This is a genomic window from Rheinheimera sp. MMS21-TC3 (genome assembly GCF_032229285.1).
Lineage (GTDB): Bacteria > Pseudomonadota > Gammaproteobacteria > Enterobacterales > Alteromonadaceae > Alishewanella.
The window spans coordinates 2,716,412-2,730,713 of sequence record NZ_CP135084.1 but is presented as its reverse complement, the minus strand read 5'-3'; the positions used below and the strand labels follow the sequence as shown (position 1 = coordinate 2,730,713).

The 14,302-nt window shown below is 42.7% G+C and carries 14 protein-coding genes; 6 read left to right on the top strand and 8 right to left on the bottom strand.

The annotated features are described in order from the left end of the window. Window positions 1-2: 2 nt before the first annotated feature. Genes trpB through RDV63_RS13230 form a run of 5 tightly spaced genes read right to left on the bottom strand, consistent with a single transcriptional unit; the run spans window position 3 to window position 5,937 of the window. On the bottom strand, window positions 3-1,202 hold the full coding sequence (gene trpB / locus RDV63_RS13250; RefSeq protein WP_313909982.1) for a tryptophan synthase subunit beta: 1,200 nt from the start codon (window positions 1,200-1,202) through the stop codon (window positions 3-5). Further along, the gene (trpCF, locus tag RDV63_RS13245) at window positions 1,195-2,607 is read right to left on the bottom strand and encodes a bifunctional indole-3-glycerol-phosphate synthase TrpC/phosphoribosylanthranilate isomerase TrpF (RefSeq protein WP_313909981.1); all 1,413 of its coding nucleotides are present in this window, start codon (window positions 2,605-2,607) and stop codon (window positions 1,195-1,197) included. The genes trpB and trpCF overlap by 8 nt, the downstream gene beginning before the upstream one ends. Beyond that, window positions 2,594-3,706 carry an anthranilate phosphoribosyltransferase gene (trpD, locus tag RDV63_RS13240; RefSeq protein ID WP_313909980.1) on the bottom strand — a complete coding sequence of 371 codons (1,113 nt, stop codon included), beginning with the start codon at window positions 3,704-3,706 and terminating at the stop codon, window positions 2,594-2,596. The genes trpCF and trpD overlap by 14 nt, the downstream gene beginning before the upstream one ends. Further along, window positions 3,703-4,293: an aminodeoxychorismate/anthranilate synthase component II gene (locus tag RDV63_RS13235; RefSeq protein ID WP_313909979.1), complete on the bottom strand. Its 591-nt coding sequence runs from the start codon at window positions 4,291-4,293 to the stop codon at window positions 3,703-3,705. The genes trpD and RDV63_RS13235 overlap by 4 nt, the downstream gene beginning before the upstream one ends. 3 nt (window positions 4,294-4,296) lie before the next feature. Next, a complete protein-coding gene (locus RDV63_RS13230; protein ID WP_313909978.1) occupies window positions 4,297-5,937 on the bottom strand; it encodes an anthranilate synthase component 1 in 1,641 nt (546 codons plus the stop codon). Between the two features lie 416 nt (window positions 5,938-6,353). On the opposite strand from RDV63_RS13230, the gene rnm reads away from it, so the two are divergent. The 5 genes from rnm to rluB all read left to right on the top strand — a co-directional run bounded on the left by rnm (window position 6,354) and on the right by rluB (window position 10,376). Then, window positions 6,354-7,217, top strand: coding sequence for an RNase RNM (rnm, locus tag RDV63_RS13225; protein WP_313909977.1), 864 nt, complete (start codon window positions 6,354-6,356; stop codon window positions 7,215-7,217). Between the two features lie 54 nt (window positions 7,218-7,271). Then, the gene (locus RDV63_RS13220; RefSeq protein WP_313909976.1) at window positions 7,272-7,892 is read left to right on the top strand and encodes an L-threonylcarbamoyladenylate synthase; all 621 of its coding nucleotides are present in this window, start codon (window positions 7,272-7,274) and stop codon (window positions 7,890-7,892) included. A 104-nt stretch (window positions 7,893-7,996) separates the two neighbouring features. Continuing rightward, window positions 7,997-8,746 carry a segregation and condensation protein A gene (locus RDV63_RS13215; RefSeq protein ID WP_409934865.1) on the top strand — a complete coding sequence of 250 codons (750 nt, stop codon included), beginning with the start codon at window positions 7,997-7,999 and terminating at the stop codon, window positions 8,744-8,746. Beyond that, window positions 8,746-9,330 carry an SMC-Scp complex subunit ScpB gene (gene scpB, locus RDV63_RS13210; protein WP_313909974.1) on the top strand — a complete coding sequence of 195 codons (585 nt, stop codon included), beginning with the start codon at window positions 8,746-8,748 and terminating at the stop codon, window positions 9,328-9,330. The genes RDV63_RS13215 and scpB overlap by 1 nt, the downstream gene beginning before the upstream one ends. After that, window positions 9,330-10,376, top strand: a complete 1,047-nt coding sequence (gene rluB, locus RDV63_RS13205) for a 23S rRNA pseudouridine(2605) synthase RluB (protein ID WP_313909973.1) — start codon at window positions 9,330-9,332, stop codon at window positions 10,374-10,376. The genes scpB and rluB overlap by 1 nt, the downstream gene beginning before the upstream one ends. Before the next feature lie 36 nt (window positions 10,377-10,412). On the opposite strand, the gene RDV63_RS13200 is transcribed toward rluB, so the two are convergent. From RDV63_RS13200 to RDV63_RS13190, 3 genes are read right to left on the bottom strand one after another with little or no spacing between them, the layout of a single operon-like run. Next, window positions 10,413-11,276 carry an SDR family oxidoreductase gene (locus RDV63_RS13200; protein ID WP_313909972.1) on the bottom strand — a complete coding sequence of 288 codons (864 nt, stop codon included), beginning with the start codon at window positions 11,274-11,276 and terminating at the stop codon, window positions 10,413-10,415. A 51-nt stretch (window positions 11,277-11,327) separates the two neighbouring features. After that, a complete protein-coding gene (gene galE / locus RDV63_RS13195; RefSeq protein WP_313909971.1) occupies window positions 11,328-12,341 on the bottom strand; it encodes a UDP-glucose 4-epimerase GalE in 1,014 nt (337 codons plus the stop codon). Between the two features lie 23 nt (window positions 12,342-12,364). Continuing rightward, window positions 12,365-12,664, bottom strand: a complete 300-nt coding sequence (locus RDV63_RS13190) for a YciI family protein (protein WP_313909970.1) — start codon at window positions 12,662-12,664, stop codon at window positions 12,365-12,367. Window positions 12,665-12,861: 197 nt separating this feature from the next. Between RDV63_RS13190 and RDV63_RS13185 the strand changes: the two genes are divergently transcribed. Then, a complete protein-coding gene (locus RDV63_RS13185; RefSeq protein WP_313909969.1) occupies window positions 12,862-14,292 on the top strand; it encodes a sodium-dependent transporter in 1,431 nt (476 codons plus the stop codon). Window positions 14,293-14,302 lie beyond the last annotated feature (10 nt).

Genomic DNA, 14,302 nt, shown 5'->3' with positions numbered 1-14,302 from the left:
GGTTATTCTCCTTGCTGGCCACTTTGTTGCAAGATGCTATGAACATGGCTTAAGTCTTTATCGCCACGCCCTGATAAGTTGACCAATAATACGGTTGGCTCGGTTGCTGTTGTTGCCATTTTTAATGCCTGAGCTAGTGCATGTGAGCTTTCTAAGGCTGGAATAATGCCTTCTTTGTTCGCGAGTAATTGAAAGGCGGCTAAGGCTTCATCATCATTAATAGCAATATAGCTGGCACGGCCGGTTTGTTTTAAATGGGTATGTTGTGGGCCAACGGCTGGATAATCTAAACCAGCTGAAATAGAGTAAGACTCTTCAATTTGGCCATCTGCGGTTTGCATAATAGCAGTATAAGCGCCATGTAAAATGCCGTAGCTACCGGTACTCAGTGCTGCGCCATGCTGATGAGTGGTTATGCCTTTACCGCCAGGTTCAACGCCAATTAAGGCAACATCTGTTTCTTTTATAAAGTCATTGAAGATGCCAATGGCGTTAGAGCCTCCGCCAACACAAGCAATAACAGCATCAGGTAATTTCCCTTCAGCTTTTACTATTTGCTGCTTGGCTTCTTCGCCTATCATTTTTTGGTATTCCCGAACAATAGTCGGAAACGGATGTGGCCCAGCGGCAGTGCCTAATAAGTAATGCGCGGTTTCGTAATTAGCGGACCAATCGCGCATAGCTTCGTTAACGGCATCTTTTAAGGTGCCAGAGCCGCTAGTAACTGGAATGACCGTTGCGCCCATTAACTTCATGCGAAATACGTTAGGCTGCTGGCGCTCTATATCTTTAGCGCCCATATAAATGCGGCAGCTTAAGCCTAGTAAGGCGCAAGCTAATGCGGTGGCGACGCCATGTTGGCCGGCCCCGGTTTCTGCTATTACTTGTTTTTTACCCATCCGCTTGGTTAATAAGGCTTGGCCTAATACCTGATTAGTTTTATGGGCGCCACCATGCAGGAGATCTTCCCGCTTTAAATAAATTTTCACCAACGGATTAGGCGAAATATTCCGGCATAAAGTCAGAGGGGTTGGTCGGCCGGCATAATGAGTGAGTAACTGTTGAAATTCAGCCTGAAACTCAGGATCTTGTTGGGCATCAACAAAAGCTTGCTCTAGCTGCTTTAAAGCTGGCACTAATAATTGCGGTACAAACATACCGCCGTATTCACCAAAATACGGATTAAGTTTTAACTCACTCATAAATAAATTCTCTGATCTGGATAAAAGTTGACTGAATTTTGTTAGTGTCTTTAATGCCAGGCGCGGTTTCTAAACCGGAATTAAAATCTAAGCCTGCAACCTCTAGCTTTAAGGCATCAGTGACATTGTCGGCATTTAAACCGCCCGCTAACATTATTGGGATCGTTGGTAATTGCTGTTGCAATAAAGCCCAATCAAAACGCAGGCCACTGCCGCCTTGTTGTGTTGGGTGAAAGCTATCGAGCAAGACTCTATCAAGGCTATGGCCTATTAAGCGGCTAAACTGCGGTAAGCTGTCTTTAATTCTATAGGCCTGCCAAATTTCACAGTTGGCGGGTAATAATGGCTTAAGCTGTTGGATATAATCATCAGTTTCATCACCATGTAACTGCACAGCACTTAGGTTTAACTGCTTAGCATGGTTGGCAACTTGTGCAAGTTCGGCATTAACAAAAACGCCAACATAACATAAATCGGCGCCTTGCTGGATTTGCTTGGCTTGTTGCAAAGTGACAGCACGCGCTGATGGCGGATAAAAAATAAAACCGCCATATTTAGCGCCAGCCGCGTAGGCGGCTTTGGCCGCTTCTGCTTGGGTTAAACCACAAATTTTATGCTCGCCTAATACGAGATCACGCGTCGCTTGGGCTAAATTAGTTTGCGCCATTAATGAGCTGCCAACTAAAAAGGCATCGGCCACTTGCGATAAGCGGCGCACTTGCTGATTAGTGTAAATGCCAGATTCTGATACAACTGTTATCCCCGTGGGGATAAGCTTTGCTAGCTCGAAGCTGGTATTTAAATTGGTATCTAAGCTGCGTAAATCACGGTTATTGATGCCAATTAATTCGGCATTTAATGCAACAGCTCGCAAGGTTTCTTCTTTATTACTCACCTCGGTTAAAACCGTCATATTCAGTGATTTAGCCACAGCGGCCAGTTCGCTATATTCGGCATCATCTAACACCGATAACATCAGCAATACGGCATCAGCGCCACAGTGTCGGCCTAAATAAATTTGATAGCTATCAATAATAAAGTCTTTATGTAATAGCGGCTTATCGACTAAAGCTCGCATAGTGGCTAGGTATTCATATTTGCCTTGAAAGAACTTCTCATCTGTTAATACTGAAATACAATCGGCATATTGGTTATAAACCTGAGCAAGTTGCTGCAAGTCGAAGTCAGGACGAATCAAGCCCTTAGACGGCGAGGCTTTTTTACATTCTAAAATAAACCTTGGGCCAACTTGTTGTAACGCAGCTAAAAAATCATGTTGGCTAGGGACTAACTGACTTTTAAAGCTTGGTAATGGCTTTTGCTGTTTTAATGCCGTCACTTCGCCTTTTTTATGCTCAATAATGTTGGCTAAAACGTTAGGCATAGCCTCATTACTTATGGTCATGGCTTACTTCCTTAAACTGTTGCAGGGTGTTGTAGGCTTGCTTGGTTTGTAGCAACTGTAAAACTTGTTTTGTATTAGCTATTAAATCATCGCCTAAGCCAGAAATTTTCATCATAGCGGCAACATTAACAGCAACTGCCTGATTATGAGCAACTGTGCCTTGGCCTTGTAATATAGCTAAGGTTGCCGCGGCATTTTCGGCCGGTTCACCACCGGCTAGTTCGCTTAATGGGGTTGTGGTTAAACCAAAATCACTAGGCGTTAAGGTAAATTGACGAATTACACCTTGATGTAACTCAGATACTGTTGTTGGGCCATGCAGGGCTATTTCGTCACAACCACTACCATGCACTACCCAAGCGCGTTTTACACCAAGCTGCTGCAAGGCCTCGGCCATCACGTTACATAAGTTGGCATCATAAACGCCAAGTAATTGAAAGTCAGGACAAGCCGGATTAACTAAAGGCCCTAGCAAATTAAAAATAGTCCGGCTTTTTAAACTTTTGCGTACCGGCATAGCGTGCTTAATGCCAACATGGTACTGGGGGGCAAATAAGAAACTGCAACGGCTTTGCTTTAAGCTAGTCGCAGCTTGCTGTGGTGTCATGGCAATATTAACGCCCAATTGTTCCAGTAAATCGGCAGAGCCTGAGCGCGATGACACACTGCGATTACCATGTTTAATTACCGACATCCCCATAGCAGCGGCGACAATAGCGGCGGTAGTTGAAATATTAATGCTATCGCTGCCATCCCCCCCTGTACCACAGCAATCTATACTAGGGCTAATTCGCTCGGGTAGTTTAAGGGCAGTTTGCCGCATCGCACTGGCAGCGCCGGCAATTTCAGCTGCTGTTTCACCGCGCATTTTCAGCGCGACTAATAAAGCAGTTAAATGCACCGGCTCGACTTCGCCTTTAACGACAGCAGTAAAAAACTGCTCGGCTTGCTCAAAGCTAAGTGACTGGCCAGTTAAGCTGTGCTGGACTAAATCTAACACAGATGTCTGCTGTGCTGGCGCTGCCACTGCTGTGTGCACAGTTGAATGACCTGTTGGGTTTATTGGCGCTTTTACCGCGGCTAAAACAGACTGACTCATGCTTGGCTCCGTAATAAATACGCAATGCTTTGCTTTAAAAGCGGCTTGCCTAAAGTGGTTAAAATAGATTCGGGATGAAATTGAAAGCCCAGCATACGCTGCTCTTCGTTAATTACCGCCATGGGAATATGGCGCTCGCTAGCTAACAAGGTTAAGGCATTAGGTAGCTCTGTTGCCATTAATGAGTGATAACGGGCAACGGTAAAAGGATTAGGTAAATTGCTAAATATTGGGTGGCTAACCAAAGATATAGCTGAGGTTTTGCCATGAATTGTTTCACCTGCACAGCCGACGATACCACCAAAATGCTCAACTATGGCTTGATGACCTAAGCAAATGCCTAGTATTGGAATATCACCGGCGCAGAGCTTAATTAATTCTGGCATGCAACCGGCTTTAGCTGGGCTGCCCGGGCCTGGAGATAATACTAATAACACCTTATCGGTTTCAGCTTGCATTTGCTGGTAAATATAAGCCGCTGGTACGGTGTTTCTGTACAGTCTAACGGTAAAGCCCAGTTGAGCAAATTCATCGACTAAGTTGTAGCTAAAGGAGTCGATATTATCCAGTAAGTAAATAATGCTCATAATTTATACCTCAAGTGCTGAACTAGCTGCTGCTGTGTTTGATGTGTTGGCGGGGGCTGATGTTGTGGCATGGGCACTTAAAATAGCATTAATTACCGCTTGAGCTTTATTGCGGGTTTCGTTGGCTTCATCTTGTGGTACAGAGTCGAACACGACACCGGCACCCGCTTGGATATAAGCGGTATTATTAGCAACATAAGCAGAGCGAATAACAATGCAACTATCAAAGTCGCCATTACCGGCTAAGTAGCCAACAGCTCCGCCATAACTGCCTCGGCGCTTGCCTTCTACGCCACGAATTAACTCAGCGGCTTTAACTTTAGGCGCACCGACTAAAGTGCCCATATTCATGCAAGCCTGATAAGCATGTAAGGCGTCTAGCTCAGGTTTTAAGGTGCCAATAACGCGAGAAACTAAGTGCATAACATAAGAGTAACGGTCAACCTTAAGTAACTCTTTAACATAGCGACTTCCGGCCACGCTTATTCTGGCAACATCATTACGGGCTAAATCAACGAGCATCAGATGTTCGGCTTTTTCTTTTTCGTCTTGGCGTAGCTCTAATTCAATTCGGCTATCTAGGTCGTGATCTATGCTGCCATCGGCGGCAAAGCCACGGCGTCGCGTGCCAGCTATAGGGTAAATTTCAACTTGGCGGTTACTTTGCTCATATTTAAGAGCCGATTCAGGCGAAGCGCCAAATAAAGTAAAAGCGGCATCTTGCAAATAAAACATATAAGGGCTGGGGTTTTGTTGCTTTAACTTAGCGTAAGCGGCAAATGGATTGGGGCAGGCTAGGCTAAAACAGCGTGAGGGGACTACTTGAAAAATATCGCCGGCGACGATGCGCTGTTTTAATTGCTCTACTTGAGCCATAAAAGTCTCATCGCTGATATCCACGTTAACGTCTGGGTTTATTGCGTTATCCGAAGTGGGCTTAGAAGCAGCAGCTAATGGGTTCGTTAAAAGTTGTTTAAATTGTTCAAGGCGGTTGCCAATAGTAAAACAGTTGGTTGGCGCTTGCTCGCCACAAAAGACATTACCAATAAGCCGGCTTTTCTCTGTTTTATGATCAAGCACTAGCAAGGTTTCTGCTAAATAAAATACATAATCTGGACATTGGTTTTCTGCCATAGGCACATCGGGTAATTGCTCAACGGTAGCCACCATGTCATAGCTTATAGCCCCCCCTAAAAACACGGCATAGGCTTCATCTGAATGACAACGCAATTGTTGCTGAATTAAACGCAGGGCACTAAAAGGATTTGGTTGTAATAAGCGTTGGTTTTCTTCTAACAGCGGATCGGGTTGGCTAAAGGTAAGTTGCAGTAGTTTAGGGCTTAATAGGGTTTGCGCTAAGGGCTGCAGTTTCTCGGCTAAATAGGGTAGTAAACTTTGGCCATTAGCACTTACTGCCGTGATTGCTACCTGCAAGCCATTGCATTCTATGCGTAAGGCGGCATCAAGTAGCATGATGCTTTTAACACTATTTTTACTGTCAATTTCAGCCGACTCAAGCAGCATAGAATAATGGCTGCTGGCACTAAGTTGCTGGTAGCGGCTTAATACATCCTTAGGATAAGGAACCGGCAGCGTCATACTGGCTACTTCGCCGCTTACTTGGGTTATGTGGCTAAAAATCATTTTTTATTATGTCCTTAATTATCAACAGCTTTAATAGTTTTTCTAAAGTGATTGTTTTTTTGCTGACGCGGACATATAAAAAAAGCCCGCTTCTTGCGAAAACGGGCTTTAGGTAATTACAGCTAATACAACGCCTTACACACGCCCGTTGGGAATGTGCCACCACCAATTGATTAAGGTTAAGTTTGTTGTAAATTGCATTAGTAATTACATCAGTATTAGTTAAGTTGCCAACATCAAACCGCAAAACTAGCCGTCTAGTCAAGTCCCAGAGCAGAAAAAGTGATAAAAATGTAATAAAAGATCTTTTTGGCACTCTTTATGGCCTAACGTGGCTCAAATTACTCCCTATATTCACTACATATTTTGTGCTTCTGGTTTGCTGTGCGACAATAGCGATATAATTTGAGGTGCCAATGAAAATTGATTTACACAGCCATAGCCATTGTTCTGATGGTGTGCTTTCCCCTACTGAACTAGTATTGCGTGCAGTAGAAAAGGGGGTTGATGTTTTAGCCATTACCGATCATGACACTATAGCCGGACTTGTTGAAGCTAAAGAGAGCATTGCCAAGCAGCAACTGCCGTTGCAACTGATAAATGGTGTTGAAATTTCAACGAGTTGGCAAAACTTTGAAATTCATATTGTTGGCTTAAATGTTGACCCAACAAATGTAATATTTTTGCAGCAGTTAGCCAGTCAACAGCAACGTCGATTAGAGCGGGCTGAAGAGATGGCACATCGTTTAGCTAAAAGTAATATTCCGGATGTATTGCCAGCGGTGTTAGCCCTTGCTAACGGTGCAGCCATAACCCGTACTCATTTTGCGCGGCACTTAGTCAACATTGGTCAAGCCAATAGCATGAATAATGTGTTTAAGAAGTTTTTAGGCCGAGGCAAAATAGGCTATGTAGCCAATAGCTGGGTTGAGATGGCCGAAGCGGTGCAGTGGATCCAAGCTGCTGGCGGAGAAGCGGTGCTGGCGCACCCACTAAAATATAAAATAAATACTAAGTGGTTAAAACGTTTATTAGCCGATTTTGCTACGGCTAAAGGTGATGCTGTTGAGATTATTTCACCCCAGCAAACACCCCAGCAACGCCGAGATTTATGGGCCTTATGCCAACAGCATGGCTTTTCAGCTTCTGTGGGATCAGACTTTCATCAGCCAACAACTTGGAATGAGCTGGGAAAAAACCTATATTTACCTGACGATGTGCTTCCTGTATGGCAACATTGGCCGTTAGCACAAACGGCAAAAGGGACTTTAAGCAATTAATTTTTAATTAACCCCTTTGCTAATAATTAAAAATAGAACGAAAGTAGAGTAACTATGAGCCAATTTTTTCATATCCATCCAGACAATCCACAGCAGAGATTGTTAAAGCAAGCGGCGCAAATTATTTTGCAAGGCGGTGTTGTTATCTACCCAACCGACAGTGGTTATGCTTTAGGCTGTGCGGTAGGTAACAAAGGCGCGATGGAGCGTATTATACAAATTAGACAAATAAGCGGTGATCACGACTTTACCTTAACTTGCCGTGATTTATCTGAATTGTCAGTCTATGCCAAGGTAGAAAATAGCGCTTTTCGTTTAATTAAAAACAATACGCCAGGCGCTTATACTTTTATTTTACGCGGTACTAAAGAAGTACCTAAACGACTATTAAATGATAAGAAAAAAACGATCGGCCTACGTATTCCTGAACATAAAGTGGCACTAGCTTTATTAGAAGAATTGGGCGAGCCAATGTTATCAACTAGCTTAATTTTACCAGGCGAACGATTTGCCGAAAGTGATCCTGATGAAATGCGTATGCAGTTAGAAAAGCAAGTCGATTTAATTATGCACGGTGGCATTATTGGTGAAGCACCAACAACTGTAGTCGACTTATCTGAAGATAGACCCGTTATCATTCGTGAAGGCCGCGGTGATATTTCGCCTTTTAATTAACATGAGCTAAGTATTTAGTGAGTGAAAATGTGAATAATAATGCTTTAGATGCATTAACCGTGCAGCAGCCTTTGCCACTGGCTTTTGTTCGCGGCGAAGCGGTAATGCAATCACCTGAAGACTTATATATTCCACCTGGGGCATTAGAGATTTTACTCGATGCCTTTGAGGGACCTTTAGATTTTCTGTTGTATATTATTCGCAAACATAAGTTTGATATTGTTGATTTACCAGTAAACGAAATTACCTTGCAATACATGGAATATATCGAGCTTATGCAAGGCCTTAATTTTGAATTGGCGGCTGAGTATTTAGTGATGGCCGCCATGTTAGCAGAAATAAAGTCGCGCTTGTTACTACCTCGCCATAGCGATTTAGAAGCAGAGGAAGCCGACCCTAGAGCAGAGCTGATCCGTCGTTTACAAGAGTATGAAATTTATAAGCAAGCAGCGACCGAACTAGATGAGCTACCGCGTGATGAGCGGGACTTTTTTACTGCAAATGCCAGTTTAGATGATAATTTTGCGCCTTTAGTGGTACTGCCAGATGTTGAGCTAGCCGATTTAGCCTTAGCTTTAAAAGATATTGTTAAACGCAGCAAAAATTTCCAGCATCACCATATTAAGCGTGAAAACTTGTCTACTCGAGAGCGCATGAGTCAAATATTGGCTTTGCTGGCTAAACACCGTGGTTATATGGCTTTTTCCGCTTGCTTTGAGCTGAAAGAAGGTCGTGCCGGTGTCGTAGTAAGTTTTTTAGCTATATTAGAGCTAAGTAAAGAAAAGTTAATCGACATTATTCAAGTTGAAGCTTATGCGCAAATACATGTCAAACTGGCAATAAGTGAGGCATAATGGCGACGAAAATAAATGATGCTCAGCTAACTCAATTAGTTGAGGCGGCTATTTTCTCTGCAGATAAGCCGCTAAGCGCAGCTCAGCTGCAAGCAACCGTATTAGAAGGCTTAGCTGTTAGTAAAAAACGCTTAAACGCAGTGTTAGAGCAACTTATTGCAGATTACGCAGGCCGTGGCGTGAGTTTACACTTAACCGCTTCGGGTTATCGTTTTCAAACCAAGCCTGAGTTAAGTGATTATTTAGCCCGGTTATGGCCAGAGCGTTCTCCTAGGTATTCACGAGCGGTATTAGAGACTTTAGCTTTAATAGCTTATCGCCAGCCCATTACCCGTGGTGAAATTGAAGACATCCGTGGTGTGTCGGTGAGCAGTCAGATTATGCGTACTTTAGTTGACCGAGAGTGGGTAAAGTTAGTTGGCCATAAAGAAGTGCCAGGCCGGCCTGGTCTTTATGCTACTACTGATATTTTTTTAGATTATTTTGGCTTACAAAATTTAAGCCAATTACCTGCATTGCCTGAATTTCAGGCTATGAGTATAGATTTAGCAGACACTGTCGGGATGACAGGGGAGAAACACTAATGAGTGAAAAAAGTTCTAGTAAAAAAGTTGTCGGTGAGAAGTTACAAAAAGTTTTAGCCAGTGCTGGTGTGGGCTCAAGACGGGAAATGGAACAGTGGATAAGCAGTGGTAGGGTTACGGTTGATACTAAACCTGCTGTTTTAGGTGATCGAGTCACGGAGAACCAGCAAATTAGAGTTGATGGTCATCCGGTGCAAATTACGGCGAAAGTTGATCAGATTTGCCGGGTTATTGCTTATCATAAACCTGAGGGTGAAATATGTTCACGCACAGATCCCGAGGGCAGGCCAACTGTTTTTAGCCGCTTACCTAATATTAAAGGTTCACGCTGGATTGCCATTGGTCGTTTAGATATTAATACCTCAGGCTTATTGTTGTTTACTACTGATGGTGAGCTAGCGAATAGGTTAATGCACCCACGATTTGAAGTTGAGCGTGAATATGCAGTGCGGGTATTTGGTGAAGTAAATGATGCCATGATCCAACGCTTAAGAACCGGTGTCGAATTAGAAGACGGTAAAGCTAATTTCAAGAAAATTAAAGCGCTACCGGGTGAAGGTTTAAACCGCTGGTTTCATGTTGTGCTTACCGAAGGCCGTAACCGTGAAGTTAGACGGATGTGGGAGTCGCAAGGCACAGTGGTAAATCGACTAATACGAGTGCGTTATGGTGATTTATTGTTACCAAAACATTTGCCTGCTGGTGGTTATTCTGAATACGCATTAGAAGACGTAAACTATTTACGTAAATTAGTAAGTCTACGCGAAGAACAACAAAGCTTAGTTAAACCTGAAGATCGCAATGAACGTCGTCGCCGTATGGCAAGTATGAGGCGTGCTGTTCGTAAGCATCAAGTGGCAAGTAAAACAGAGAATAAACGTGGTGACAAGCCAGCTGCAGACAAGCCAGCAACTAAGCCCGTGACCAAGCCTGATCCTAGGCCTAAGCAAAAGCCGACTAAACCTGCCACAGGAAAAACACCGGCTGGACGTAAACCAGTAAGAAAACCAACAGCGAAAAAACCTACTCGTGAGGGTAGAGGTTAAGTTGGTTTAAACACTAAGTACGTTAATAGTTCTAAGTTAACGTACTTTAGCTTTACGTATCATCTTGTACAGTAAGTTAGGCCATAGTCTTGACATTACCGCGGCTAAACGTTCTTTTACCCCTCCAATAACAATATAGTTTTTATCTTTAATTAATGCTGTTACCGTTTTTTGGGCAAATTTTTCTGCAGTCATAGCCTTAGCTTGAGCCTCGTCCATTTCACCTAAAGCACTACCATCACCGATTAAAGCATTATGTGATACCTGAGTTTTTACAAAGCCAGGGAAAATAGTGGCTACTTTTAGGCCTTGGTCAAATAATTCGGCGCGCAAGCTATTGGCCCAAAGATGTAAAGCCGCTTTAGCCGCAGAATAACCAGCACGATATTGAGTACCTACTAAGCCGGCTACGCTAGAGACAAAAACAACTTTGCCACCGCCATCAGCTAACAATAATGGTAGGGCTTGGCGAGTTAAGTTTATTTGGGCAAAGTAATCAACTTCAAACAGTTTACGCTCGGTTTCTAAGCTAGTGTCAATAATTAAAGAGCGCTGACTAATACCAGCGTTGTTAATTAGCCAATCTAGGCCGCCAATTTGTTGCTGTATGGTCTGTACAGCAGCACTAATGGCAGTGTCATCTGTAATATCTAAGGGTAATAATAAATGCTGCTGTGGGTTAGTTAAGCTAGCACAAACGCGGGCTAACTCCGTTTCGCGACGAGCAGTTAAAATTAATACCGCGCCTAGTGCCGCCAGCTCTCGAGCTAGTGCTTCACCTATTCCGCTTGAAGCGCCAGTGATCCAAATCACTTTCTTATTAATATTAGGGTGCTGGGTTAAAGCAGATAAAGATGTCATAGTGGCATGGTCCTGCGCATTAGGGTATGCACAGGACATTAGGTAATCTTGGTTGACTTGTAAAGCTGAAGTCGAGTATTAGATGCAGCTTTATTTATAACCATTAGGGTTGCTAGATTGCCAATGCCAGCTATCACGCACCATATCTTCTAGCGTTTTTTCAGCTCGCCAACCTAGTAAAGTTGCGGCTTCATCCGGTTGGGCGTAGCAAGTGGCAATATCACCGGGGCGGCGCGGTACAATTTGATAAGGTACAGCGACGTTATTGACTTGGCTAAAGGCGTTTACCATATCTAGCACGCTATAACCTACACCTGTGCCTAAGTTAATAGCAGTAACACCGTTATTTCTGCTTAGGTATTGCAAGGCTTTAACATGGCCTAAGGCTAAATCTACAACATGGATATAATCACGTACGCCGGTACCATCAGGGGTTGGGTAATCATTGCCAAATACACTTAATTGCGCACGCTTACCTACAGCAACTTGAGCAATAAAAGGCATTAAATTATTAGGAATACCGTTTGGATCTTCACCAATGCGGCCACTATGATGGGCACCCACAGGGTTAAAATAGCGTAATAGGCTAATAGCCCAGTCAGGCTCTGCGGCAACTAAATCTTCAAGTATATGCTCAATCATCAGCTTACTTTGGCCATAAGGGTTAGTAGCTGAACGTGGTGCAGTTTCAGGGATAGGTACTTGCTTGGCATCACCATAAACAGTGGCGGAGGAGCTAAATACCAATTTTTTAATCTTAAACTCGCGCATAACTTGGCATAGCGTCACTGTGCCTACCACATTATTATCATAGTAATGCAGTGGGTATTGAGTAGACTCCCCAACGGCTTTTAAACCAGCAAAGTGAACGACGGCAGTAACTTTATAATTAGTAAACACTTGGCGCAGTGCGGCGGGATCACGAATATCGCCTTCAATGCTAATGATTGTCTTACCAGTAAGCTGTTGTACCCGATTTAACGCTTCGGTAGAGCTATTGCTGTAGTTATCAAAACTAATAACATTAAAGCCGGCGTTAATTAGTTCTAATGCGGTATGGCTACCAATATAGCCGGCACCACCGGTGAGTAAAATATATTCCATGCCTTATTTCCTTGTGGCAAAACTTATGGCAGTACTTTTTTAAAAGGTTTTACCGTCGACTTTACATAAACACCCGCTGCTAGGTAAGGATCGGCATCGGCCCAGAGTTGTGCTTGTTCTAAGTTAGTAAATTCAGCAATCACTAAAGAGCCAGTAAAGCCTGCATCACCAAGATCATTACTGTCAGTTGCCGGTAATGGCCCAGCAACAAATAATTTATTTTCTGCTTTTAATTGTTCAAGACGAGCTAAATGCGCGGGTCTGGTTGCTAAACGCTGAGCTAGACTATTGGCTGCATCTTCAGAGTAAATCATATAAAGCATGGTATAAAACCTTTTAAACAAGCTAAATTAAAACCTGAACTTTAGCAGAACACCTAGCTTAAACCAATGCTTTAAAATAAAGCTATTAAACGCATTGGAGCAGTGCGGTACTAGGATTTGCAGCATTTGCCTGTTAGCATGCAAAACACAATAAAAAATATATTCTAATAATAAAAACCCAGGGAGTCCGCGTAACAATGAAACGTGAACAATTTAGTTCTAGCCTCGGCTTTGTATTAGCTGCGGCAGGATCAGCAGTCGGCATCGGTAATTTAGTCGCTTTTCCGGTGATGGCAAGTAAAAATGGCGGTGCTGCATTTCTTATTATGTACGCTTTTTTTGTATTCTTTATCTGCTTGCCGGTGATGCTGGCCGAAATGAGTTTAGGTCGCCATACCCGGCAAAATCCGTTAGGGGCTTATACTGAAATAGGTAAAAGTGCAGCATGGCGTGGCGTAGGTTGGTTATCGGTATTAACGCCTTTTATGATAGCGGTGTTTTATTTAGTAATAACGGTATGGATTTTTGGCTATTTAGCCAAGTCGACTATGGGGCAATTAACTGAGTTGGCAGCGCCTAATAGCTTCGGTAGCTTTATAAATAGCAATGAGCTGTTTATTTATATGGCAATAGTGGTTGGCTTGACCTTTCTTATTTTACAAGGTGGGGTTAAACAGGGCATAGAAAAAGCAGCTAAAGTATTAATGCCATTATTGTTTTTAATGTTAATTATTTTAGTGGCTTATGTGCTTACACTAGATAATGCCATGTTAGGAGTTAAGTATTTTTTAGTGCCAGACTTTAGCAAGATGACAGGGCAAGTATTAAATGGCGCTTTAGCTCAAGCTTTTTTCTCGTTGTCGTTAGCTATGGGTATTTTAATTACCTACGGCTCTTATATTCAAAAAAATAATAATATTGTTCATGCAGGTAAAATGGTGGCGGGGTTATCGTTATTAGTCGCCTGTTGCTCAGGATTATTAATTTTGCCTGCCGCATTTTCATTTAATCCAGATATTCAGATGAGTGAGCTATCTGAGTCTAGTATTAGTATGATTTTCACTTTTTTACCGAAAATCTTTTTAGCTTTGCAAGCAGATATTGGTTATTTAGGTGCTTCTTTTGTTGCTAGCTTTTTCTTTTTATTGGTGTTTTTTGCTGCATTAACGTCCTTAGTATCCATTATTGAAGTGCCAGTAGCCAGTTTAATGGATGGCAAGGGCGTGAGTCGTCGTAGGGCTTTATATTCCTTAGGTGCTGTGATGATAGTACTCGCAATTATTAGCGCTTTATCCTTTGGTCGGGTGGATGTATTTACCAGCTTAACTAGTTATGGTGCAGGTGCCGATGGTTTACCGATCACTAAATCATTCTTCGATTTAATTTATGATATTTTTTATGAAACGATACTGCCATTAAATGGCTTTTTGCTATGTATGTTTGTTATTTATCGTTGGAAAAAAGTGAGTTTTGATGCCGAAATTAGCCAAGGAAATAGTAGCTTTGCTGGCTCATTTTTACAAAAATATGTGAATTTTTCACTTGGTACCTTTATTCCATTAATTTTAGTGGTGATATTTATTAATACTGTTTCTACTATTTTCTTTGGCAAAAACTTATTGTTTTAATGAGGTTTTA